At 43.4% G+C, this 24662-nt stretch carries 24 protein-coding genes, 3 pseudogenes and 1 riboswitch; all 27 genes and pseudogenes read left to right on the forward strand.

The annotated features are described in order from the left end of the window. The first annotated feature begins 22 nt into the window (after positions 1-22). The 27 genes and pseudogenes from DWW77_RS10990 to DWW77_RS11120 all read left to right on the forward strand — a co-directional run bounded on the left by DWW77_RS10990 (position 23) and on the right by DWW77_RS11120 (position 24628). Positions 23-1897, forward strand: coding sequence for a YgiQ family radical SAM protein (locus tag DWW77_RS10990; RefSeq protein ID WP_110103520.1), 1875 nt, complete (start codon positions 23-25; stop codon positions 1895-1897). Continuing rightward, complete coding sequence (locus tag DWW77_RS10995; RefSeq protein WP_021651487.1) at positions 1860-2480, forward strand: hypothetical protein; 621 nt, start codon at positions 1860-1862, stop codon at positions 2478-2480. The genes DWW77_RS10990 and DWW77_RS10995 overlap by 38 nt, the downstream gene beginning before the upstream one ends. Positions 2481-2492: 12 nt before the next feature. Further along, entirely contained in the window at positions 2493-3461 is a 969-nt protein-coding gene (locus tag DWW77_RS11000; RefSeq protein ID WP_114002512.1) for an RluA family pseudouridine synthase, read from the forward strand. Beyond that, positions 3445-4002 (forward strand): signal peptidase I, encoded by a 558-nt coding sequence (gene lepB, locus DWW77_RS11005; protein WP_022426337.1) that lies wholly within the window; start codon positions 3445-3447, stop codon positions 4000-4002. Before DWW77_RS11000 ends, lepB begins: the two co-directional genes overlap by 17 nt. 12 nt (positions 4003-4014) lie before the next feature. Continuing rightward, positions 4015-4548 (forward strand): Holliday junction resolvase RecU, encoded by a 534-nt coding sequence (locus DWW77_RS11010; protein ID WP_015524919.1) that lies wholly within the window; start codon positions 4015-4017, stop codon positions 4546-4548. Positions 4549-4658: 110 nt separating this feature from the next. Continuing rightward, positions 4659-5780 (forward strand): ATP phosphoribosyltransferase regulatory subunit, encoded by a 1122-nt coding sequence (gene hisZ, locus DWW77_RS11015; RefSeq protein ID WP_114002513.1) that lies wholly within the window; start codon positions 4659-4661, stop codon positions 5778-5780. Then, positions 5780-6418 carry an ATP phosphoribosyltransferase gene (gene hisG / locus DWW77_RS11020; protein WP_021651484.1) on the forward strand — a complete coding sequence of 213 codons (639 nt, stop codon included), beginning with the start codon at positions 5780-5782 and terminating at the stop codon, positions 6416-6418. Before hisZ ends, hisG begins: the two co-directional genes overlap by 1 nt. A 50-nt stretch (positions 6419-6468) precedes the next feature. Then, positions 6469-7779, forward strand: a complete 1311-nt coding sequence (hisD, locus tag DWW77_RS11025) for a histidinol dehydrogenase (RefSeq protein WP_118608704.1) — start codon at positions 6469-6471, stop codon at positions 7777-7779. Continuing rightward, a complete protein-coding gene (hisB, locus tag DWW77_RS11030) occupies positions 7779-8366 on the forward strand; it encodes an imidazoleglycerol-phosphate dehydratase HisB (protein WP_021976578.1) in 588 nt (195 codons plus the stop codon). Before hisD ends, hisB begins: the two co-directional genes overlap by 1 nt. A gap of 18 nt (positions 8367-8384) precedes the next feature. After that, positions 8385-8759 (forward strand): annotated as a pseudogene (locus DWW77_RS18620) (HisA/HisF-related TIM barrel protein); the annotation flags it as partial. Between the two features lie 327 nt (positions 8760-9086). Next, on the forward strand, positions 9087-9665 hold the full coding sequence (hisIE, locus tag DWW77_RS18625) for a bifunctional phosphoribosyl-AMP cyclohydrolase/phosphoribosyl-ATP diphosphatase HisIE (RefSeq protein ID WP_044961526.1): 579 nt from the start codon (positions 9087-9089) through the stop codon (positions 9663-9665). Positions 9666-9836: 171 nt separating this feature from the next. Next, the gene (locus DWW77_RS11040; protein WP_059085712.1) at positions 9837-10796 is read left to right on the forward strand and encodes a M14 family metallopeptidase; all 960 of its coding nucleotides are present in this window, start codon (positions 9837-9839) and stop codon (positions 10794-10796) included. Positions 10797-11080: 284 nt separating this feature from the next. Further along, positions 11081-11269: riboswitch (cobalamin riboswitch) on the forward strand. A 184-nt stretch (positions 11270-11453) separates the two neighbouring features. Then, positions 11454-12392 (forward strand): nickel ABC transporter permease, encoded by a 939-nt coding sequence (gene nikB / locus DWW77_RS11045; protein WP_118062895.1) that lies wholly within the window; start codon positions 11454-11456, stop codon positions 12390-12392. Next, entirely contained in the window at positions 12393-13223 is an 831-nt protein-coding gene (gene nikC, locus DWW77_RS11050; protein WP_118071437.1) for a nickel transporter permease, read from the forward strand. It abuts the gene before it with no gap. A 60-nt stretch (positions 13224-13283) separates the two neighbouring features. Then, entirely contained in the window at positions 13284-14852 is a 1569-nt protein-coding gene (locus DWW77_RS11055; RefSeq protein ID WP_118608705.1) for an ABC transporter substrate-binding protein, read from the forward strand. A gap of 14 nt (positions 14853-14866) precedes the next feature. Further along, a complete protein-coding gene (locus DWW77_RS11060) occupies positions 14867-15652 on the forward strand; it encodes an ABC transporter ATP-binding protein (RefSeq protein WP_118608706.1) in 786 nt (261 codons plus the stop codon). Then, positions 15645-16610, forward strand: coding sequence for an ABC transporter ATP-binding protein (locus DWW77_RS11065; RefSeq protein WP_118608707.1), 966 nt, complete (start codon positions 15645-15647; stop codon positions 16608-16610). Before DWW77_RS11060 ends, DWW77_RS11065 begins: the two co-directional genes overlap by 8 nt. A gap of 18 nt (positions 16611-16628) precedes the next feature. Next, entirely contained in the window at positions 16629-17876 is a 1248-nt protein-coding gene (locus DWW77_RS11070) for a type 1 periplasmic-binding domain-containing protein (RefSeq protein ID WP_118608708.1), read from the forward strand. A 361-nt stretch (positions 17877-18237) separates the two neighbouring features. Beyond that, positions 18238-19806, forward strand: a pseudogene (locus DWW77_RS11075) (SrtB-anchored collagen-binding adhesin); the annotation flags it as partial. Next, the gene (locus tag DWW77_RS18630) at positions 19788-20351 is read left to right on the forward strand and encodes a VaFE repeat-containing surface-anchored protein (RefSeq protein ID WP_502696229.1); all 564 of its coding nucleotides are present in this window, start codon (positions 19788-19790) and stop codon (positions 20349-20351) included. The pseudogene DWW77_RS11075 and the gene DWW77_RS18630, both read left to right, overlap by 19 nt. Positions 20352-20586: 235 nt before the next feature. Next, positions 20587-20913 (forward strand): YdcP family protein, encoded by a 327-nt coding sequence (locus tag DWW77_RS11085; RefSeq protein WP_003059926.1) that lies wholly within the window; start codon positions 20587-20589, stop codon positions 20911-20913. 15 nt (positions 20914-20928) lie between these two features. Beyond that, positions 20929-21318: a YdcP family protein gene (locus DWW77_RS11090; RefSeq protein ID WP_286188013.1), complete on the forward strand. Its 390-nt coding sequence runs from the start codon at positions 20929-20931 to the stop codon at positions 21316-21318. Next, a pseudogene (locus tag DWW77_RS11095) lies at positions 21209-22393 on the forward strand (FtsK/SpoIIIE domain-containing protein); the annotation flags it as partial. The gene DWW77_RS11090 and the pseudogene DWW77_RS11095, both read left to right, overlap by 110 nt. Before the next feature lie 183 nt (positions 22394-22576). Next, positions 22577-23773 (forward strand): MobT family relaxase, encoded by a 1197-nt coding sequence (mobT, locus tag DWW77_RS11105; protein ID WP_117839143.1) that lies wholly within the window; start codon positions 22577-22579, stop codon positions 23771-23773. 12 nt (positions 23774-23785) lie between these two features. Beyond that, positions 23786-23920 (forward strand): DUF3789 domain-containing protein, encoded by a 135-nt coding sequence (locus DWW77_RS11110; RefSeq protein ID WP_021651360.1) that lies wholly within the window; start codon positions 23786-23788, stop codon positions 23918-23920. 1 nt (position 23921) lies between these two features. After that, positions 23922-24143 (forward strand): hypothetical protein, encoded by a 222-nt coding sequence (locus DWW77_RS11115; protein WP_002323342.1) that lies wholly within the window; start codon positions 23922-23924, stop codon positions 24141-24143. Positions 24144-24322: 179 nt separating this feature from the next. Next, positions 24323-24628, forward strand: coding sequence for a hypothetical protein (locus DWW77_RS11120; RefSeq protein ID WP_021425049.1), 306 nt, complete (start codon positions 24323-24325; stop codon positions 24626-24628). Positions 24629-24662 lie beyond the last annotated feature (34 nt).

The following is a 24662-nucleotide window of genomic DNA, read 5'->3' on the forward strand; positions in this document are numbered from 1 at the left end:
ACATACATACGAGGAATTATAAATGCAGGATTTTTTACCAGTTACAAGAGAAGATATGAAGTCAAGAGGCTGGGATGAGTTGGATTTTGTCTACGTGACAGGAGATGCCTACGTGGATCATCCGTCTTTTGGATCTGCGATCATTGGACGTCTTCTGGAAAGCAGAGGATATCGTGTAGGCATGATCCCTCAGCCTGACTGGCGAAAGAAAGAGAGCATCCAGGTGTTCGGGGAACCGCGCCTGGGTTTTCTCGTTACAGCAGGAAACATGGATTCCATGGTGAATCATTATACGGTTTCCAAAAAGCACCGAAGCACAGATGCCTATTCTCCGGGAGGAAAAATGGGATTAAGACCGGACAGGGCTTCTGTTGTATACAGCAATCTGATCCGGCAGACCTATAAACATACGCCTATCATTCTTGGCGGGATCGAAGCCAGCCTTCGAAGAATGGCACATTACGATTATTGGGAAAATAAGGTCAAGCACAGTATTCTGATCGATTCCGGTGCGGATCTGATCTCTTATGGAATGGGGGAACATTCCATCCTGGAGATCGCAGAAGCCCTGCAAAGCGGGATTCCGGTCCAGGAGATCACATATGTGGCAGGGACGGTTTTTAAAAGCCACGATATCAGCAGGGTTTACGATCCGGTGGTCCTTCCGTCATTTGAACAGGTACAGACCGATAAAAAAGCTTATGCGGACAGCTTTGCCATTCAGTACCGAAACACAGATCCATTTACAGCAAAGCCTCTGGCAGAATCTTATGGGAACCGTGGATATGTGATACAGAATCCACCATCTCAGCCTCTGACGCAGATGGAAATGGACGATGTTTACGATCTGCCTTATACAGGACGATATCATCCCATGTACCAGAAAGAAGGCGGGATTCCGGCACTGAAAGAGATCAAATTCAGTCTGACCAGCAACAGAGGATGCTTTGGAAGCTGTAATTTCTGTGCGCTGACCTTTCATCAGGGCCGTATCCTTCAGACAAGAAGTCACGATTCCATTCTGAAAGAAGCTAAAAAGATGACGGAGGATCCGGATTTTAAAGGCTATATCCATGATGTAGGAGGCCCTACGGCTGATTTTCGTTATCCTTCCTGCAAAAAGCAGCTGACAAAAGGAGTCTGCAAGGAGCGGCAGTGCCTGTTTCCTTCTCCGTGTAAGAATCTGACGGTAGACCACAAGGATTATCTTCAGCTTCTCAGAAAGGTCAGGAATATCCCAAAAGTTAAAAAAGTTTTTGTCCGTTCCGGCATTCGGTTTGATTATCTGATGGCAGACCCGGATAAAACTTTTCTTAATGAGCTTGTGAAATATCACATCAGCGGTCAGCTGCGAGTAGCACCGGAGCATGTTTCTGATGAAGTCCTGAAGTTTATGGGCAAACCCAGGCACGAGGTTTATGAGGGCTTTCTGAAGGAATATGAAAAAGCAAATGCGCGGACTGGTAAGCAGCAATATGCCGTTCCGTATTTCATGTCGTCCCATCCCGGGTGTACAATGAAGGAAGCCGTGAAGCTTGCGGAATACGTCCGTGATCTTGGATTTACGCCGGAGCAGGTTCAGGATTTTTATCCAACGCCATCAACACTTTCTACCTGTATGTATTACACAGGAATCCATCCGCTGACAGGCGAAAAGGTATATGTGCCGAAAAATCCACACGAAAAAGCAATACAGCGAGCACTGATGCAGTATAAAAATCCGGAAAATCGCGAACTGGTCCTGGAAGGACTTAAGATGACCGGACGTATGGATCTGGTCGGCTTTGGACCGAAATGTCTGATCCGTCCCAGAGAGCTTCATAAAAAAGCCAAAAAAACACAGACAAGGAGTTCGGCACATGAAAGATACCAGAAAAAGAAAAACAAAAAAAGGTGATTTCGGTTATTTTAACAGCGAAAAAAAACGAAGACTCCTGATCACCGCAGGATTATTTTCGCTTCCACTGCTCATTTTCTTTGTGGCGTGGGCCGTCAACGGAACAAGAATGACAGTCTGGACGGTTCTGACCGTAGTAGGCTGTCTGCCAGGATGTAAATCCATGGTAAGCCTGATCATGATCCTGTTACGTCATCCTATGGATGAAAAGCTCTATAAAGAGATCCGCAAGCATGCCGGTGACTTGGTCATGTCCTATGAAATGTACATGACTTTTTATGAGAAAAGCGGTTATCTGGACGCTGTTGCCGTGTGCGGAAATACAGTAGTGGGTTATACCAGTGATCCAAAAGCAGATATCGCCTACCTTGCAGAGCAGTCACAGAAAATCATCCGTAAAAACGGATATAAAGTAGATGTAAAGATCCTGAGGGACCTGAAACCCTATCTGGAACGTCTGGATTCCATGAATGAGCACAAAGAATCTTTAAGAAACGGGATTAAATTCACGCCGGATGAGCGATACCCGGATCTTTCCAGGGAAGAACTGATCAAACATACGATCCTGGCAATCTGTCTGTAGGAGCATTATATAATGAAAGAATTTATCATTAACGAAAACGAGGCCGGACAGCGTTTTGACAAATATCTGGCCAAGCTTCTCCGTGAAGCTCCAAAGAGCTTTTTCTACAAAATGATGCGGAAAAAAAATATCACGCTCAATGGAAAAAAAGCCACCGGGAATGAAAAGCTGTTTTCAGGAGATCATGTAAAACTGTTTTTAAGTGATGAAACATTTGAAAAATTCAGCGGAAATGATTCTGCTCCACGGGCACATTATGCTCTGGATATCATTTACGAGGATGAAAATATCCTGTTGATCAACAAACCGGCAGGAATGCTTTCTCAGCCTGCTGATGACGGAACCCCTTCACTGGTAGAATATCTGACTGGCTATCTTCTGAAAAATGGCTCTCTTACAGAGAATGATCTGAGAACCTTTCGTCCTTCCGTATGCAACCGCCTTGACCGCAATACCAGCGGGCTTATAGCGGCAGGCAAAAGCCTTTCCGGTCTGCAGGAACTTTCAGGGATGTTCAAGTCCAGGGAACTTCATAAATATTACCTCTGTCTTGTGGAGGGAGTTTTAAAAGAAGAAAGATATATCAAAGGTTATCTGGCAAAAGATAAAAAAAGCAATAAAGTAACCATCTATAAACAAGAGAAAGAAAATGCCCTTCCAGTGGAAACAAAGTATTATCCGTTGGGTACCAATGGAACCCGTACTCTTCTTAAGGTTGAACTGATCACAGGACGTGCACATCAGATTCGAGCTCACCTTGCTTCGGAGGGACATTCGATTGTTGGTGATCCCAAATATGGAAAAGCCGATAAAAAGCTGAAAGGACAGCTGCTTCATTCTTTTCGAATGGAGTTTCCATCTATGAAAGGAAGCCTGTCATATTTATCCGGGAAGGTCTTTATGGCACCGCTTCCGGAAATCTTTCTCAGAACACTAAAAGAGGAAAAGTTGGAGGAGAGTTATTATGAAAATCTGGAATGAAATATGGGATTACGTCAAGATGATCATCATCGTGGTAGTTGTAGTCCTGGTTATCAACAATGTAGTACTGATCAATGCAAAGATCCCGTCAGAATCTATGGAAAATACCATTATGACCGGGGATCGTATCTTTGGCTATCGTCTGGCCTATGGTCTGAATATGGATGTATTTGGTCACGAGATCTCAAAAAAATGGAAAGATCCGGAACGCTTTGACATTGTGATCTTCAAATATCCGGATGATGAGTCCCAGCTGTTCATCAAACGTATCATCGGTCTTCCTGGAGATAAAGTAGAGATCAAAGATGGTAAAGTTTATATCAATGATTCAGAGACACCTCTGGATGATTCCTTTGTGTCGGAAACTCCTCTTGGAAGCTTCGGACCATACGAAGTACCGGAAAACTGTTACTTTATGATGGGAGACAACCGTAACAATTCCAAGGATTCCCGATACTGGCAGAATACATATGTACAGTTTGATCAGATCGTCGGAAAAGCGGAGATCCGTTATTTCCCATCCATCAAACTTCTAAATTAAAGGGCAGACTTTATGGCAACATGGAACAGCAGAGGACTTCGTGGTTCTACTCTGGAGGAACTTATCAATCGTACCAATGAGCAGTACAGGGAAAAGGGACTGGCTCTCATCCAGAAAATCCCGACGCCGATCACTCCGGTTAAAATGGATAAAACCTCCCGGCATATCACGCTGGCATATTTTGAACAGAAAAGTACCGTAGATTATATCGGAGCAGTACAGGGAATCCCTGTCTGCTTCGATGCAAAAGAATGCTGTGTAAAAACTTTTCCCCTTGCGAATATTCATCCTCATCAGGTAGCATTTATGGATGAGTTTGAAAAGCAGAAGGGGATTGCTTTTTTTCTGATCTATTTCAGCGCAGATAATGTTTTTTATTATCTTACCCTTCGTAAGCTGAAGGAATTCTGGAAAAGAATGGAAGACGGCGGGCGAAAAAGTTTTCGTCGGGAAGAGCTGGACGAGGAATTTTATCTTTCTGGAAAAAATGGATTTCTGGTTCCTTATCTGGAAGGGATCCAGAAAGATCTGCAATTACGGGATTGACTTTTGGAAAGGTTTCCTATATAATCAAATTTAAGTTTTTCTGTGGTAGCATGGTAGCGAATTAAAGTGAAGCACAGGAAATCTCAAAACGTGTTACGGAGGAAATGAACATGCAGCGTATTTTTCATACACCTGAAGGTGTGCGGGACATTTATGGAGAGGAATGCAGCCGCAAAAAACGGCTCCAGAAGGAGCTCCACCAGGTGTTTTCAAGATATGGATATGAAGATATAGAAACACCGGGATTTGAGTATTTTGAAGTGTTCAGCAATGAAGTAGGAACGATCCCATCCAAGGATTTATATAAATTTTTTGACAGAGAGGGAAACACACTTGTTCTCAGACCTGACTTTACACCGTCTGTTTCCAGAGCATGTGCAACTTATTTTGATCCGGAAAAGGGACCTGTAAGACTTTGTTATACCGGAAATACATTTATCAACAATTCCAGTTACAGAGGTCAGATGAAGGAAAATACTCAGATGGGTGTTGAGCATATGGGAGATGATTCTGCAGCAGCAGATGCTGAGATCCTTGCTATGACCGTGGAGTGTCTGAAGGCAGCAGGACTTACCGAATTCCAGGTTAGCGTAGGTCAGGTAGATTATTATAAATCCCTGCTTGCAGAGGCAGATCTGGAGCCGGAGATAGAAGAGCATCTTCGTGAGCTGATCTCTCAGAAGAATTATTTTGGTGTGGAAGAGCTTCTTAAGGGACAGAATTTAGGCGATAACCTTTCCAAGGCTTTTGCTGAACTGCCTCAGATGTTCGGTTCAGCAGAAGTGCTGGAAAAAGCAAAAAAGCTCACCTCCAATCCGGAAGCACTTTCTGCAGTAAAACGACTGGAAGAAATTTATGAGATCCTGAAAGTATACGGCTGTGAGAAATACATTGCTTTTGATTTTGGAATGCTCAGTAAGTTCCGTTATTATACAGGGATCATTTTCCAGGCTTATACATATGGAACCGGTGAACCCCTGATCAAGGGCGGACGCTACAACGAATTGATGAAGCATTTCGGAAAACCGGCTTCTTCCATTGGATTTGCCATTGTGGTTGATAACCTGATGCTCGCGCTTTCCAGACAGAAGCTGACCGTTCCGGCTGGCGATAAAACCATTGTGATCACTTATGATCCGGGAAATCTGAAAAAAGCGATCCAGGAAGCAATGGAGCTTCGGAATAAAGGTAAAAAAGTGGCATTGTGCCCGGCAAAGGAGGAGCAGGACTGATGAGATATCTTACATTTGCCCTCACAAAAGGGCGTCTGGCCAACAAAACACTGGATATGTTTGAGAAGATCGGTATTACATGTGAGGAGATGCGTGACAAAGATTCCCGAAAGCTGATCTTTACCAATGAGGAACTGAAGCTGAAGTTTTTCCTTGCAAAAGGTCCGGATGTGCCGACTTATGTAGAGTATGGTGCAGCAGATATCGGTATCGTAGGTAAGGATACCATTCTGGAAGAAGGAAGAAAGTTATATGAGGTTATGGATCTTGGATTTGGAGCATGCCGCATGTGCGTATGCGGTCCTGAAAGCGCCAGAGAAGTCCTGAATAACAATCAGCTGATCCGTGTAGCTACAAAATATCCAAATATTGCAAAGGATTATTTCTATAACAAAAAGCATCAGACTGTGGAGATCATTAAGCTGAACGGTTCCATCGAGCTTGCACCGATCGTAGGACTTTCCGAGGTTATCGTGGATATCGTGGAAACCGGAAGCACCCTTCGCGAGAATGGCCTGAAGGTGCTGGAAGAAGTCTGCCCGCTGTCTGCACGTATGGTAGTCAATCAGGTCAGCATGAAAATGGAAGATGAACGGATCCGCAAACTGATCACGGAACTTCGAAGTGTGATCAAATAAACTGAACAACAGATGAACCTCCAAAATACAGAAAGAAGGCAGAATTTATTATGCGTAAGGTAAAACTCACCAAAGAATCTACAAAAGATATTCTGGAAACTCTCTTAAAAAGAAGCCCTAATAATTACGGAAAATACGAGGATGCAGTAGCAAATATCCTTGCCAAAGTAAAAGCAGAGGGAGATACCGCGTTATTTGCATTTACCAGAGAATTTGATAAAGTCGAAGTGACAAAGGATACGATCCGTGTAACCCCTGAGGAGATCGAGGAAGCATACAAGCTGGTAGATCCTTCCCTGATCGATGTGATCAAAAAAGCATTGGTGAATATCCGCAGCTATCACGAAAAGCAGCTTCAGAACAGCTGGTTCACAAGCACAACAGACGGAACCTTGCTTGGTCAGAAGGTAACCGCTCTGAACTGTGTAGGTGTTTACGTTCCCGGTGGAAAGGCTGTATATCCGTCTTCCGTGCTGATGAATATCGTTCCTGCAAAAGTTGCCGGTGTTGACCGTATTGTAATGACAACACCTCCTGGAAAAGACGGAAAAGTAAATCCAAGCACACTTGTTGCTGCTAACGAAGCCGGAGCAGATGAAATCTATAAAGTGGGTGGTGCACAGGCCATCGGAGCACTTGCATATGGAACCGAGAGTATTCCAAAGGTTGACAAGATCGTAGGACCCGGAAATATTTTTGTTGCGCTTGCAAAAAAGGCAGTTTATGGATACGTAAGCATTGATTCTATTGCCGGCCCAAGCGAGATCCTCGTTCTTGCAGATGAGACTGCAAATCCTCGTTATATTGCAGCAGATCTTCTTTCTCAGGCAGAACATGATGAGATGGCATCTGCGATCCTGATCACAACAAATGAGAAATTTGCAGATCAGGTAGATGAAGAAGTCAGAGGTTTTGTTGAGGTACTTTCCAGAAAAGCCATTATTGAGAAATCCCTGGAGAACTTTGGTTATATCCTGATCGCAGAAGATATGGACGAGGCCATTGAGGCTGCCAATGAAATTGCTTCTGAACATATGGAGATCGTCACAAAGAATCCTTTTGAAGATATGATGAAGGTACGAAATGCAGGTGCGATCTTTATCGGAGAGCACAGCTCTGAACCCCTTGGAGATTATTTTGCAGGACCAAACCATGTACTTCCTACCAATGGAACTGCCAAATTTTTCTCCGCACTTTCTGTAGATGATTTTATCAAAAAATCCAGTATTGTATATTATTCCAGGGAAGCACTCCGAAAGATCCACAAGGACATCATCCAGTTTGCCACATCGGAACAGCTGACTGCACACGCAAATTCCATTGCAGTCCGTTTTGAGGAAGAGGACAAGGAGAACGAATAATGGCAAGAGAAGCACTGATCGAAAGAAACACAAAAGAAACGCAGATACGTCTGCAACTGAATATTGATGGAACAGGAAGTTCCGATATTGATACAGGTATTGGCTTTTTTGACCATATGCTGGACGGTTTTACGCGCCATGGACTGTATGATCTTACGCTGAGAGTCCACGGTGATCTGAATGTAGATGATCATCACACCATTGAAGATACAGGGATCGTCCTTGGAAACGCTATCCGTGAGGCAGTTGGCGACAAAAAAGGGATCAAACGTTACGGCAGCTGTATCCTTCCTATGGATGAAGTGCTTGTGCTCTGCGCAGTAGATCTTTCCGGAAGACCTTATCTTGGATGGGATGCAGAGTTTTCTACGGAAAAAATAGGAGATATGGCTACAGAGATGGTAAAGGAATTCTTTTATGCAGTATCCTATTCCGCAGCAATGAATCTTCACATCAAGGTTCTTTCCGGAGGAAACAGCCATCATGTGGCAGAGGCCATGTTTAAAAGCTTTGCGAAAGCCCTTGATGCAGCAACACAGTACGATTCCCGGATCACAGACGTGCTTTCTACCAAGGGAAGCCTCTGATACAGAAGGAGACCACTTATGAACAAACAGTTGATCCCATGCCTTTATCTTCATTCAGAAAAGGCGGTAACAGGATTTGGACAGAGAAATCTTTTCGGAGACGGAAATGTAGAAACACTTGCAAAATTTTACGGTGACAATGGGGCAGATGAGCTTCTAGTATTTGACTTTTCTTCCGCAGATGCAGAGCATGACCGTGCGATCGGAAAAATCCGTGATATCTGTCAGGTATCTGAGATCCCGGTGATCGCAGCGGGAAATATCAAACGTATGGAAGATGTAAAAAAGCTGATCTATGCGGGATGTGCCAAAGTTGTACTGAATTTTTCGAAAGAGAATAATATCAAGCTTCTGGAAGAAGTATCCCGGCGCTTTGGAAAAGAGCGTATGATGATCAGCATCTCTGATCTGAGAGAATTCACAGAAAATCAGGATCTGATCGAAACATATGCAGACACTGTTCTGGCTTTGGACACTGTCGAAAATGAAATTGCAGAGATTTCTCAGATTTCCATTGTTCTTCATACCGATGAAAACAGATCTGAGAACGTTCTGGAGCTTTTAGGAGAACCAGCTGTGTCCGGACTTTGCGGTGCTTATGTAAGCAGTCTTGAAAATGATCTGCATACATTTAAGGAAACCTGCGAAGAAGCCGGAATTCCGGTAAACACATATAAAAGTAATATTGCATGGTCGGACTTTAAATTAAACAGTGACGGAATGGTTCCGGTTATTGTCCAGGATTACCGGACGGATGAAGTACTGATGCTGGCCTATATGAATGAGCTGGCTTTTAACACAACATTGAAGCTTGGAAAAATGACATACTGGAGTCGCAGCCGGAATGAGCTCTGGACCAAAGGTCTGACATCCGGCCACGTACAGTATGTAAAGTCTCTTACCATTGACTGTGATAATGATACGATCCTTGCCAAAGTGGAGCAGGTGGGCGCAGCCTGCCATACAGGAAACCGTACTTGTTTCTTCAAACCGCTGATGAAAAAGGAGTACGATGATACCAATCCTCTTCACGTGTTCCAGAATGTGTATGATGTGATCACTGACCGAAAAGAACATCCAAAGGAAGGTTCCTATACCAATTATCTTTTTGATAAAGGAATCGACAAGATTTTGAAAAAAGTCGGTGAAGAATGCACAGAGATCGTCATTGCAGCCAAAAATCCGGATAAAGAAGAAATTAAATACGAAATTTCAGATTTTCTTTATCATATGATGGTACTCATGGTTGAAAAAGGAGTCAGCTGGGAAGAAATTACCAAAGAATTGGTAAAAAGATAAATTATATATCATTCAGGAAAAAAGCTTTTGTACGTCGGATCAAAATGAACGATTACGAAAGCTTTTTTCTGTTTTCCCGGAATCTTAAAAGAATATGTACAATTTCGGTTAGGCATGATATACTTATCGTCAAAAGTGCGGAAATATAAAAAAGGAAAAGGGAAACAACCAATGATCAAAATTGATGACTGGGTGATTGAAAAAGGAGAGAAGGCACAGGGAAAAATTAAGATCACAGGATACGGCATAGCAATGCCGGCAACTGTGATATGCGGAGTGAAAGACGGACCGACGATACTGATCACAGCAGGAATACACAGTGCGGAGTATGTGGGGATCCAGGCGGCAATGGAACTTGCAAAAGAATTTCAGCCGGAAGAACTGAAGGGAAATGTGATCATCGTTCCACTGGTCAATGTCAGCGGCTTTGAGCATCGCACTATGAGTCTGGTCTATGAGGATGGCAAGAACCTGAACCGCGTTTTCCCCGGAGATCCTGAGGGAACAGCTGCAGATCGTATTGCCTATACTATAGTGACGAAACTTTTTTCTATAGCAGATTATTATATCGACCTGCATAGTGGAGATGGGTTCGAACAGCTTCATCCCTATGTTTATTATGTAGGGGTTGTAGATGAAAAAACAGCAGAGAAGTCATTACATATGGCACGGCATATCGGCGTAAAATATGTGGTCCGTTCCACAACTGCCACAGGTGGCGCCTACAATTATGCTTCTTCTCTTGGAATTCCAAGTATTCTTATCGAAAGAGGCGGACACAGCTACTGGACCTGGGAGGAAGTAGAACAGGATAAAAGAGACGTCCGTCACCTTGTTTTTCATCTCCAGGGAAAGGCGTGTCATGGTCTGAAGCATTACCGTCAGATGCTTCTTGAAAATGTAGTCTATGAATATGCGCCGTATACCGGATGCTGGTATCCATCCAAGAAGCCTGGAGAGTACTTCTTTAAGGGAGAAGAATTGGGTGAACTGAGAGATTACTATGGAAATTTACTTTACACATCTATTGCAACTGAAAACGGAGTCGTACTTTATCAGACAGCCAGTCTGAACATTATTGAAGACGGACCAATGATCGCATATGCAGCGATCACGGAGACTCTGACCTGATAGTAAACAACCTTTTCAGAACGCTTCTGTCTGAAATCATATTGAAACAGTAAGAAAACCGGGTTTTACCATTTGCTATTCTATTTGTAAAAATAGCGAGGTAAAATCCGTGTTTTTTTAGCAGATCAGATAAATCCAATTGTCAAATCCCCCATGGGGGATATATACAATTCAAGCATCTTTAACAAAATTTATGAGTTTTCTAAAAATATAACATTTTTCCATAGACATAAACTATAGTTTTATCATATAATGTTTCAGTAATTTGACAGCATTTGCTGATTTTCACATCAGCCGTTGTAAGTTCTGAGAGGATTAATAGGGAAACCGGTGTAAATCCGGTACGATCCCGTCACTGTAAGGGGAAATCCTCAGACAAAGTACCACTGGTCGAGTGCGTGAGAAATAGACCGGGAAGGTGTCTGAGGGTAAGGATCCTAAGTCAGGAGACCTGCTTGCAATTGTTTTAAAATGATTCTTACGGAAGATAGGAAGCATATTTATTTTGTGTGCCCGTATTTCGTCACGGGCTTTTTTCGTGCAAATTTTCTAAAATTCCATGCATATTCTGCATATTAAGAATCCAATAGTTTCTTTTATCTAACTAAATTAAAACGGCAATGTTAAAATCGCATCAAATGAGGAAAGGAGTAAAACGTGACAAAGAAACAAGTAGGAAAAAGATTTCTCCAGATTATCATTGTATTATTTGGAATCAGCTTTTTCACATTTGGACTGACCTACCTGTCACCTGGTGATCCTGCGGAGATCATGTTGACAGAGTGTGGTAATCTTCCAACACCGGAACTTCTGGAACAGACAAGACATGATCTCGGCCTTGACCAGCCATTTCTTGTGCAGTATGGTTCCTGGCTGAAAGGTGTTGTAACAGGAGATATGGGACAGTCCTATTCTTTCAAAATGCCGGTAACGGATAAACTGGTATCCTGTTTCTGGCCGACGCTGAGGATGTCGTTGCTGGCACTTCTGATGATGGTCATTATTTCCATACCGCTTGGAATACTGGCCGCTGTATATCAGAACAAATTCCCGGATTATTTTGTAAGAGGAATTACCTTTGTGGGAGTATCTGTTCCAAGCTTCTGGCTGGGCCTGATCCTTCTCAGCATCTTTGGTGTTCAGCTTCGCTGGATCAATGTTGCCGGAGGCAGTACAGATTTTAAATCCATGATCCTTCCGGCGCTGACACTTGCACTTGCCATGTCTGCAAAGTATACCAGACAGGTAAGAAGTGCAGTACTGGAGGAACTTCACCAGGATTATGTCACAGGTGCAAGAATGCGTGGGATCAAGGAAAGCGTCATTCTCTGGAAACACGTTCTTCCTAATGTAATGCTTCCGCTGGTAACACTGCTGGGGCTTTCCCTTGGAAGTCTTCTGGGAGGTACTGCAGTTGTAGAGATCATTTACAACTGGCCTGGAATGGGAAATATGGCAGTAAAGGCAATTTCCTGTCGTGACTATCCTCTTGTACAGGGCTATGTACTCTGGATCGCGATCCTGTACATGTGCATCAACCTGCTTGTGGATCTGTCCTATACTTATCTCGATCCAAGACTTAAGGAGGATAGATAATTGAAAAAGGTATTACGAACATTCAAAGAAAATAAACAGTTCACTCTTTTCTTTATTCTGGGTCTCGTGGTGATCGGTGTTGCGATCTTTGCGCCGCAGCTCTCACCATATGATCCTCTGGATGCAGTTATGACCGAATCACTGCAGGAGCCAAGCTCCGCTCATCCGTTCGGAACGGATAAGCTTGGACGAGATCTTCTTTCCCGTGTTATCTTCGGAACAAGAACCTCTCTGATCATGACCTTATGTCTGGTTGCGGTGATCTTTGTGATCGGTACATTTTTAGGAGTTATCGCCGGATATTTCGGTGGTGTTGTGGATGCAGTGATCATGCGTATCGCGGATATGATGATCTCATTCCCCGGCCTTGTTCTGGCCATTGCCATTGCCGGTATGCTCGGACCGAATCTGGTCAATGCCGTTATCTCCATTGCGGCTGTAAGCTGGACAAAATATGCCCGCCTTGCAAGAAGTATGGTTTTGAAAGTCAAGAAGAGTCTTTACATAGAGGCAGCTGTGGTAAACGGAACAAAGACCTGGAAAATTCTTCTTGTACACGTTCTTCCCAACATGGTAACCCAGATGGTGGTAACTGCAGCGGCAGATATCGGAACCATGATGCTGGAACTGGCTTCCCTTTCATTTCTGGGATTTGGTGCAACCGCGCCGACACCGGAATGGGGACTGATGCTGAATGAAGGAAGGACCTACATGGCAAAAGCGCCATGGCTTATGATCTACCCTGGTATCGCTATCGTGATCTGTGTTGTTGTTTTCAACATGCTTGGAGACAGCATCCGTGATGTACTGGATCCGCGCCAGGATCAATAAAACAACTCTGTAACAAACCAACACCATATGATCAGTATTATTTATCTTTAGGAGGATGAAATGAGAAATAACGTAGTTAAAAAAGTGCTGGCTGCTACACTTGCATGCATGATAACTTTTTCCATGACAACAGTGGCTCAGGCAAAAGGTGACAAAAAAAGTGATAAGGAGATCACCATCGGAGTAACAAGCTTTGCAGATACACTGGAGCCGACAGAGCAGTATTTCAGCTGGGTAGTATCCCGTTATGCGATCGGAGAGTGCCTCACAAAATTCGATGAGAACGGTGAGATCGTTCCATGTCTTGCAGAAGAATGGGAGAACAGCGACGATGGAAAAACATGGACCTTCAAGATCCGTGAGGGCGTAAAATTCTCCAACGGCGACGATATGACACCAGAGATGGTAAAAGCTTCCATCGAGCGTACCGCTGAAAAGAGTGACCGTGTTCCGGAATTCTTTGATCTCGACAGCATCGAGGTTGATGGACAGAACCTGATCTTCCACCTGAACAGAGCAAATGCAAACATGGCCGGATGCCTTGCAGACCCGCTGTTTCTGATCGTAGATACAAATGTAGATGATTCTACATTTGCCATGGAAGGACCGATCTGTACAGGACCTTACGCAGTAGAATCTTTCAGCCCGACGGATTCCTGTATCGTAGTAAAAAATGAGAACTACTGGGATGGAGAAGTTCCCCTTGATAAAGTTACACTGAAATGTGTGGATGACCAGACAACACGTTCCATGGCTCTTCAGACAGGTGAGATCGATATCGCTTACAACCTGAAAACAGAGAACCTGGTTGAGTTTGAGGGAAATGACAATTACGACATCCAGGAGCTTCAGTCTCTTCGTTCCACCTATGCATTCATGAACCAGAACGAGGATCATGCACTCAGCGATAAGGCTCTTCGCCAGGCACTTCTTCGTGGTCTTGACAAGGAAACATACTGCAACACTCTTCTCGAGGGTGGTGCAACAGCTGGTAAAGCACCGGTTCCTCCAACACTTGACTTTGGATTCGATGATCTGAAGGATGAGAATTCCTATGATCCGGACAGCGCAAAGAAGATCCTTGATGAGGCCGGATACAAAGATGTTGACGGTGACGGATTTGTAGAAACTCCTGACGGAGATCCTCTTGTTCTTGATTTTGTTATCTACACAAGCCGTGCCGAGCTTGGTGTATACGCACAGGCAGCACAGGCCAGTCTGAAGGAGATCGGTATCAACGTAAACCTGAACACAGTAAGTTATGAGACACTTCTTGACATGAGAGATTCCGGTCAGTATGACCTTCTGATCTGGAACGTGCTGGTAGCAAACACTGGAGACCCTGAGAACTACTTAAGAGAGAACTGGTACAGCTCCTCTGCAAACAATACTGCAGGATACAATAACCCGGAGGTTGACAAGCTTCTTGACGAGCTTGCGCAGACATTTGATGAGGACAAGAGAAAAGATCTCATCATCGATATTCAGCAGGATATCATGGATGATGCTGCAACTGTATTCTTTGGTTATGAGACAACCTACCTTTTCTCCAACAAAAAGGTAACAGGTGTTAAGATGTATCCAATGGATTATTACTGGCTGACAAAGGATATCACTCTTGCCGAGTAAAGGAGCGCTTATTTATGCTTGAGATCAAGGATCTTTCCGTTCAGTACGGAAAACAGGCACCTACCATTGAACATTTCAACCTTTCCATGAAGAAGGGGGAGATCATCAGTGTGGTAGGCGAGAGTGGAAGTGGAAAAACAACCGTGATCCGTGCTGTCCTCGGCGCACTTGCCGGAGGTGGCCGGGTCAGCACCGGAGATATTCAGTTTAACGGACATTCTCTGCTTTCCAATACAAAGAATGAATGGAGAAATTTAAGGGGTACCCGCATTTCCATGATCTTCCAGGACTGCGGCGGAACCCTGAACCCTATCCGTAAGATCGGAAGTCAGTATGTGGAATATATCTGTACACATACGGATATATCCAAAGCAGAAGCATGGAAGAAGGGATGCTCCATGCTTCAGAAAATGCGTCTTCCGGACGCGGAAAATATCATGAAAAGTTATCCTCACCAGCTTTCCGGTGGTATGCGCCAGCGAGTTGGTATTGCCATGGCCATGACTTTTAACCCGGAGCTGCTTCTTGCAGATGAGCCGACCAGTGCGCTGGACGTTACTACACAGGCACAGATCGTACGCCAGATGATGGAGCTCCGTGATGATTTCGGAACCGGTATCATCATTGTTACTCATAACATTGGCGTAGCAGCCTATATGGCAGATCAACTTGTTGTTATGCAGAACGGAAAAGTTGTGGATCAGGGAACACGAGACGAGGTCATGGAGCATCCGACCAGTGACTATACAAAGAAACTGCTGGCTGCAGTGCCGGAAATGGAGGGACGGCGTTATGTTTAAGGAATCCGATATCGTACTCAGTGCAAAACATATCGTAAAACAGTTCCCGGCTTCCGGCGGCAGAACTTTAACAGCCTGCAACGATGTGAACCTGAACGTTTATAAAGGAAAAACTCTGGGAATCGTAGGAGAGAGTGGCTGCGGTAAATCAACCTTTGTCCGCATGGTCATTTCTCTTGACAAGCCGACTAGCGGAGAGATCCTTTACCATGGAAAAAACCTCTCTGATCTTTCCAAAAAAGAAACCTGGCTGAACCGTCAGAACATGCAGATGGTCTTCCAGGATCCGCTGGCGTCCTTTGACCCCAAAATGAAGATCGTGGATATCCTTACAGAGCCGCTGATCAATTACGGAAAGCTGAAAAGAAACGAAAAGGAAGCGAAAGCCAGAGAGCTTCTGGAAATGGTAGAGCTTCCCGGAGATTTTGCAGACCGTTATCCCCATAACATGAGTGGCGGACAGCGTCAGCGTATCAGTATTGCCAGGGCACTTTCCCTGGAACCGGAGATTCTGGTGTGCGATGAGGCTACCTCTGCACTTGACGTTTCCGTACAGGAATCCGTGATCCGGCTTCTGGTACGTCTCCAGAAAGAAAAAAACATCAGCATGCTTTTTATCTGTCATGATCTGGCTCTGATCCGTTCCTTTGCTCATCAGATTGCTGTTATGTACCTTGGAAATATCGTGGAGGTAATTCCTGGAGAGGACGTTGCAAAAAAATCTCTTCATCCGTATACGCAGGCTCTTCTGGGGGCACAGTTTTCCATTCATATGGATCAGGAGAAAAAGATCGAGAGCATCGAAAGTGAGGCCCCCAGCCCTCTGGATGTTCCTCATGGCTGCCCATTCCAGAATCGTTGTGAACACTGTATGGAGAAATGCAGGACGATCCGCCCTGTGCTCACAGAAGTAGAGTCCGGACATGAAGTAGCCTGCCATTATGTAACGGAAAAATAAAGAAAGGCACAAAACAGTATGATTTTTAAAAACTTTAAAGTACTGGGCATTCTGTTGTTGCTGCTTGCCGTTTTTACAGTTGGCGGGAAAAAAGTTTCTGCTGCTGTCGAAGACGGAGATATCCAATATACAATAGGTGTTGTAGTATATAATCAGGACAGCCCGGAAATGAACATGTTCATGAACTATTACAGAGAATACATCCAGCAGGGGTTTCCGGTTAAGTTTTATTTTTCAGGAAATATCAATTCTGCGGAGGATGAGTGCGATTTCATCCGCGCAATGAAGCAGCAGGGTGTGAGCGGGATCATTTCTTTTTATGGACAGGATATCCAGAAGATCGTAGAAACTTGCGATGAGGAAGAAATGTATTATGTTCTTGGTTCTGGAAACATCAGTGATGAAGATTATGACAAGATAAAAAACGGCCAGTATTTTCTTGGAAGCGTAGGACCGGATGCAAAAGCAGATTATGAAGCCGGCTATAATATGGCAGAGTATTTTGCAGATGCAGACACCAGCAAATATATTGTACTGACAGGTGGTTCCTCCGCTGGAAACTACATGCATCTTCAGAGAGCGATCGGTGTTCTGGAAGCTCTGGCGGAGAAGGAGGGGCTGACTTATTCCGAGGATGTTGAGAGGCTTGCGGCATCTGAGAAAACAACCGTTGCAGATACAGGAAAAGATGATATCAGCATTACCATCTGTCCAGGCTATATGGCAGCCCCAAAAGGGATCAATAATCTGAAACATACTTTTGTAGACGGAAATTATGATGCAATTCTCTGTACCTTCAATGTAGATGAGATCATGAAGATCGTTACAGCAAAAGAAGATGAGCAGGGCTCCAATATCAAGATTGGAGCAGTTGACTGCTTCTCCCAGGAAAACCATGATGAGATCAATACTGAGGATTCCTTTGGAAATCCTAAAATTGATTACATTGCCGGTAAATATGCATCCATGGGCGGTCCTGCCTTTGCGATCCTGTACAATGCAATGACCGGTTATCCAGAGGCAAATACCGACGACGCTGATTCTAATACAGTGCGTCTGTATCAGGGCTTCTGGAGTGCATCCGATAAAGCTTCTTTCAATAAGCTTTACGGATATACACAGGACATTTATGAAAATGCATACAGCTGTGCAGATCTGATGAAAGTGATCAAGTCGTATAATCCAGACACTACACCGAATGATATGAAAGCACTGACAGAAGCATATACAGTGGAAGATGTGCAGAAGCGTATGGAAGAAAAATAAACAGAGATTTTGAAAAAGAGCTGGGCCGCCTTATATGGTTCAGCCCTTTTTCTTCATATAAAATACTTTTTTATGTAAAAAACACAATAAAAATCTGATTATCCGCTAAAACACAGTATCTATCAGCATTTTCAAGGAAACAAACACATCAATTTACTACTTATTTACTACCATTGAATGAGCCTTGATACGCAAGTTTTCCTAGATATGCAAAGATATGGTACAGCACATCAGTATTGAAACAAGAAAAATTGAATAACTCATAGACTATGGAACGCCTAAAATGACGTTCCTTTTCTATTTTCAGCCGTTCATTATGGACGGTTATTTTATTACCAAAAATGAAAGGAGCATTAGATTTATGAAAAAGATGTTAAAACGATTGTGTACGGGCTTCTTAGCTCTTGCAACTGTCGTTACTGCTTTGCCGACTACACCCGTTCATGCAGAAAGTAAGCAATACTGGACGGAGTCAAAAGAGCGTGTCGGTATCGTTGAAAAAGTAATGAATGACGGTTCGATTGGTTCTACCTTTAATGAGGGACATTTGACCGTTGAGGGCGAGGACGCTTACTGTATCGACATTAACACAGACTTTAAGAATGGCTACAAGACCAGAGCTGACGCAAGCACCCGTATGAGTGCCGACCAGATAAGCGACGTTGCCTTATCTATCGAATATGTAAAACAGTACACAGACAGCCACAACGGAATAAGCAAAAACCACGCCTACCTTTTAAGACAGCTTGTTGTCTGGCAGAGATTAAGCGTACATCTTGGCTGGCAATGCGATAACGTGCGAGCTTCTTATGATGAAATTCCAAAGGCAACGCAGGACGAAGTTTTCGCTGGTGCAAAAGCCTTTGTCAAAGAGAATAAAGGACGCTATGAATGTGGCGGTTATATCTACTCTGGCGAGGGGCAGGAATTGGGACAATTCTGGGCGAAACTCAATGTTGGAAATGCGAAACTTCAAAAGACTTCCAGTAATACCAGCATTACAGACGGTAACGGGAATTACTCTATCGCTGGTGCGACATACGGTGTCTTTGCTGATAAGGACTGCACGAAACAGCTTGCCACCCTTACGACTGATGAAAACGGAAATACAGATGTCGTAGAGGTAACGGCTGACACAGTCTATATCAAGGAATTATCCGCACCAGCAGGATATAAGGTTGATACAAATATATATTCCTTAAAGGTTGAAGCTGGAAAGACAGCGACCTTGAACGTATCAGATACACCAAAGGTAACAGACACTTTGATTGAACTCTTCAAGATTGATATGGAAACACAGAAAGACAATCCGCAGGGGAACGCTTCTTTAGCAGGTGCGGAATTTACATGGAAGTATTATACTGGCTTCTACAATAAAGACAATCTCCCTGCCGAAGCTACAAGAACATGGGTTACAAAGACAATCGCCGAAACAGACAGCGACGGTACAATCCACTATGTTACAAAATTAGCGGACGCATACAAGGTATCTGGCGACAGTTTCTATATGCAGGACGGCAAAGCCGTTCTTCCACTTGGAACACTAACCGTAGAAGAAACAAAAGCTCCAAACGGTTACTTGCTGGACGGTGCATATATGCAGGCTGGCGATAAGTCCGAACAGATTAAGGGCTTATATGTAACACAGATTACCGAGGACGGCGACCTTGCCGTATTGACTGGAAGTAACCAGTTTTCTGTATCAGACAAGGTTATCCGTGGCGGTGTGAAAATTCAGAAACGAGATTTAGAAACGGGCGATACAAAACCACAAGGAAGTGCCACTTTGAAAGATACTGCCTTTGACATCATTTCCTTAAATGATAATGCGGTACTGGTTGAGGGCAAGCTATACAAGAAAAATGAAGTGGTAAAGACAATCCATACAGACATTGAGGGTGTATCATCAAAATTCATACGACTGCTACCGATAAGGACGGCAACAAAGAGCTTGAAGCTGGAAAAGAGGTAACAATCATTGATACCATAACCTTAGAGGGCTTAGAAGTCGGCACACAGTACAAACTTGTAGGCTGGCAGATGTTGAAAGAAGAAAATGCAGAGCTTCTTATCAATGGAAAACGTGTGGAAAGTGATTACACCTTTACCGCAGACAGCGAAACTATGAAAGCGGAAGTTGCCTTTACCTTTGACGCTACTTCTCTTGACGGCAAACAGCTTGTAACTTTTGAAGAATTGTACGATTTAAGCAATCCAGACGAGCCGAAGAAAGTTACCGAGCATAAAGACATTGACAACGAGGGACAGACGATTACCTTTAAGGAAAAACCCGAAGTCCCAGAAGAACCAGAGAAACCCAAAACACCACAGACACCAGATACACCGCATAAAACAGACAGTCCAAAAACGGGCGATAACACGAACCTTTACGGACTGCTTGCATTATTACTAACTTCTGGTGCTGGACTGGCAGGTATCTTCTTCTGCAAACGCCGTAAAATGAAGAAATCATAAGGCGGTAACGATATGAGAAAAGAAAAATCACGTTCTCCGCCGATACCGTGTCGGCAGACTTCCGCTTATTCTGGCTTGTCTGCTACTTACCTGCAAGAACACGGATAGTCAAGGGTGCGTAAGCATTTATTTTACCCTTTACTATCTGGGGACTTGCTGGTACTTCCCTAACCGCCAGAATAAGAAATCACTATCAAAAACTTATCAAATATAGAAAGAAACGAGGTAAAACAATATGGAAATGAAATATGTCGTGCCAGATATGGCACAGTCTTTTGGAACACTTGAATTTGCAGGCGAAAGCGAGCCTATCTTTGAAAGAGATAAAAATAACCGCAGGGTCTTAGCCAGACGAAGCTACAACCTTTATTCTGATGTGCAGAAAGGCGAAAATGTTGTCGTGGAAATTCCCGTGCAGGCTGGCGAAAAGCATTTCAAGTATGAACAGAAAGTAAAACTTGTCAATCCGAAATTATACGGCAGAGGTTACGCAATTGGGGATATGGGACATACCGATTATGTGTTACTTGCTGATGATATTGTAGCAGTTGAAGAAAAGTAAAGGAGTGAAAATATTATGAGATTATCAAACGGTTTTGTTATTGACAAAGAGAAAACATTTGGAGAATTAAAATTTACAGCAGTGCGTGATGTATTCTTGCAGAATGAGGACGGGACACCGAGTACCCAGCTTAAAAAGCGTATCTATGATTTGAAGTGCAGTCTGCATGGTGGAATTATCCCCGTGTCTGTACCGCCAGAAGTACCAGTAAGGGAATTTCCGTACAATGCAGTTGTGGAGCTTGTCAATCCAGTAGCCGATACGGTATCACGAAAAACCTATACGGGTGCAGATGTGGACTGGTGTTTGTGCATTGGTCGCTTTTCTGTATTACCGCTTCTGTTACGACAGTTTCAAGAAGCTATTGCACCGTCAAAAGCTGGCACGAATGATACTGGAAAATAAGTGGTATGAAGCCGATACCGTACAAGACAGCGGTTTTTTTACTGACCTGCAAAGCAGATCAAGGGAAAAAATCGTCTGGTTTCCAAAGATTTATTATCAAATGGAAAAGGGATTGCTCCATATCCGCTGTGAAATCACGTTAGGAAAATATCAAGACCAGCTTTTACGGTTAGAGGATAAATTGGAAAGTGGCTTGTATTGCGAGCTGACCGACAAGACCTTACATGACGGCTATATTGAATACACCCTGCTTTATGACATGATAGCAAACCGCATTACCATTGATGAAGTATGGGCAGAAAACGGCTGTCTTAGGCTGATGAAAAATCTTGTGTGGGAATATGACGCACTCCCTCACGCTTTGATTGCTGGTGGGACTGGTGGCGGTAAAACTTATTTTCTGCTGACGCTCATTGAAGCCTTACTGCATACCAACGCTGTCCTTTATATCTTAGACCCAAAGAACAGCGACCTTGCAGACTTGGGAACAGTCATGCCTAATGTCTATCACACCAAAGAAGAAATGATTGATTGCGTCAATGCCTTTTATGAGGGCATGGTACGGCGAAGTGAGGAAATGAAGCAACACCCGAACTATAAGACGGGCGAAAACTACGCCTATCTGGGACTTCCACCCTGCTTTCTTATCTTTGATGAATATGTAGCGTTTTTTGAAATGTTGGGGACAAAAGAAAGCGTGAGCTTACTTAGCCAGTTAAAGAAAATCGTTATGTTAGGGCGACAAGCAGGTTATTTCCTTATTGTTGCCTGCCAGCGTCCAGACGCAAAGTATTTTTCAGATGGTATCAGAGATAACTTCAATTTCCGTGTGGGACTTGGGCGTATCAGCGAATTAGGTTACGGTATGCTGTTTGGTTCAGATGTGAAAAAGCAGTTTTTCCAGAAGCGTATCAAGGGGCGTGGCTATTGTGATGTGGGAACAAGCGTCATAAGTGAGTTTTACACGCCTTTAGTCCCAAAAGGACATGATTTTTTACAGACTATCAGCTCTCTTGCACAAGCAAGGCAGGACGGGACGGCGACGTGCGAAGCGAAAGGCGACGGCACGGACTAGCCGTTGCTGGTGTGGCGTCAGCCACGCCAGCAGGTAAAACCCCTCGGTATCTAACAGAGGGGTACGTTTGCAAATAGACAATAGACAAAAAACATAGGAAACATAAGGCTTCTGGCATGATTTCCTGGCAAAATTCAGTTGTGAAGTCGTCTTAAAAAACTTCACACTTTACAGATTGGGGGTATGGTTCTGAATGAAGAACAATGGATAAAAGAATTACGGGAGAAACGGATTGCTTACGGTATCTCACAAGGCAGGCTGGCGGTGGCTTCTGGTATCACAAGGGAATATCTCAACAAGATAGAAAGCGGAAAAATGAAGCCGTCAAAGGAGCTTTTGGAAACTCTGCATAAGGAACTGGCAAGGTTCAATCCAGAAGCACCGCTTACCATGCTGTTTGATTATGTAAAAATTCGTTTTCCCACGCTGGATATACAGCACATCATCAAAGATATATTAAAACTGAATATCAATTATATGCTCCATGAAGATTACGGACATTACAGTTATACGGAGCATTACTCTTTAGGGGACATCTTTATCTATACGTCGGCTGACGAAGAAAAAGGTGTCCTTTTAGAGTTAAAGGGGCGTGGTTGCAGACAGTTTGAAAGTTACCTGCTGGCACAGCAAAGAAGCTGGTATGACTTTCTCATGGACGCACTCGTAGACGGTGGCGTGATGAAGCGTATCGACCTTGCTATCAACGACCATACGGGCATTTTGGATATTCCAGAGCTTGCGGAAAAATGCAGGAAACGGGAATATATCGGAAAGTCCAGAAGTTATAAGTTTTACCAGTCGGGCGAGCTTATCAAGCACAGAGAGGACGACAGTGAATATATGGGACGTACCCTTTATCTTGGTTCGCTGAAATCAGATGTGTATTTTTGTATCTATGAAAAGGACTATGAGCAGTACGTCAAGTTAGGGACACCTCTGGAAGAAGCCGACATTATCAACCGTTTTGAGATACGGCTTAGAAATGAACGTGCTTATTATGCAGTACGAGATTTGCTGACCTATTATGACGCAGAGCAGACCGCCTTTTCTATCATCAACCAGTATGTGCGGTTTGTTGATGAAGAACCAGACAAGCGAAAAAATGACTGGAAACTCAATGACCGCTGGGCTTGGTTTATCGGCGATAATCGGCAAAGTCTGAAACTAACGACAAAGCCAGAGCCTTATACCTTAGACCGCACATTGCGTTGGGTACAAAGGCAGGTAGCACCGACCTTGAAAATGCTGAAAAAGATTGATAAGGGAAACGGTACAGACTACATGGAAACGATTGAAAAGCAGGCAGTCTTGAGTGAAAAGCATGAAATGATAATCAAACAGCAGACGACCCCTGCAAAAGATTTAGTAGAAAGTTAGGAGTGATGAAAAATGTGGGTATTATTAAAAGACTTCCTGCTGGTATCTATGGGAATGGGTATCGGCGTAGTCTTGATGTGTATTTTGAATGTCGGCAAAGAAGCTGACTATGAAATGAAACAATTAAAAGAAAGCGAGGACAAATAACATGAATTTCGGGCAAAATTTGTATCAATGGTTTTTAAGCAACGCACAGAGCTTAGTGCTTATGGCGATTGTAGTTATCGGTATCTACTTAGGTTTCAAGCGTGAGTTTTCCAAACTTATCGGCTTCTTGGTAGTTGCCTTGATTGCTGTCGGTTTGGTATTCAATGCTGGCGGTGTGAAAGATGTACTGTTAGAGCTGTTCAATAAGATTATCGGTGCATAAAATTTTATTGTGGTGTTGGTATGAGAATGGTATAATATGGATATGAAGAAAACGGCAAATTAGTGCGGTGGCATTATTTCTATTCACGATAAAGAATGTAGCGAGTGTCAAGAAAAAATGAAATAACAAAATTTCAGTTTATAGAACTAAGAAAATTAGAATTGATGGAGGGATATATTATGATAGGCTTTAGTATAATGATGTGGTTCTGTTCTGCTCTTCTCATATTTGTTAGTTTTTCTCTATTAAAAGGAAATTATTCTTCTGTTCATGGCAAAGTATTTGAAACCACAAACGACAGAAAAGGATATGCAAAAGCATTAGGAAAGCCTGTTTTATTGATAGGAATTTGTCTTTTGTTCTCTGGAGTGATTGCAGTTATATTACCGAAAGATTATGCTATTTCTATTGCAGTTATATTTATATTATTTATAGCTGTTATTTGTAGTATATGGCTGTATAAGATTCAAAAAAGATTTTCGTAAATCCCAGTTTGACAATTTCATATCCATACACACA

The sequence above is a fragment of the Ruminococcus sp. AF17-12 genome (assembly GCF_003479245.1).
Classification (GTDB): Bacteria; Bacillota; Clostridia; order Lachnospirales; family Lachnospiraceae; genus Blautia_A; species Blautia_A fusiformis.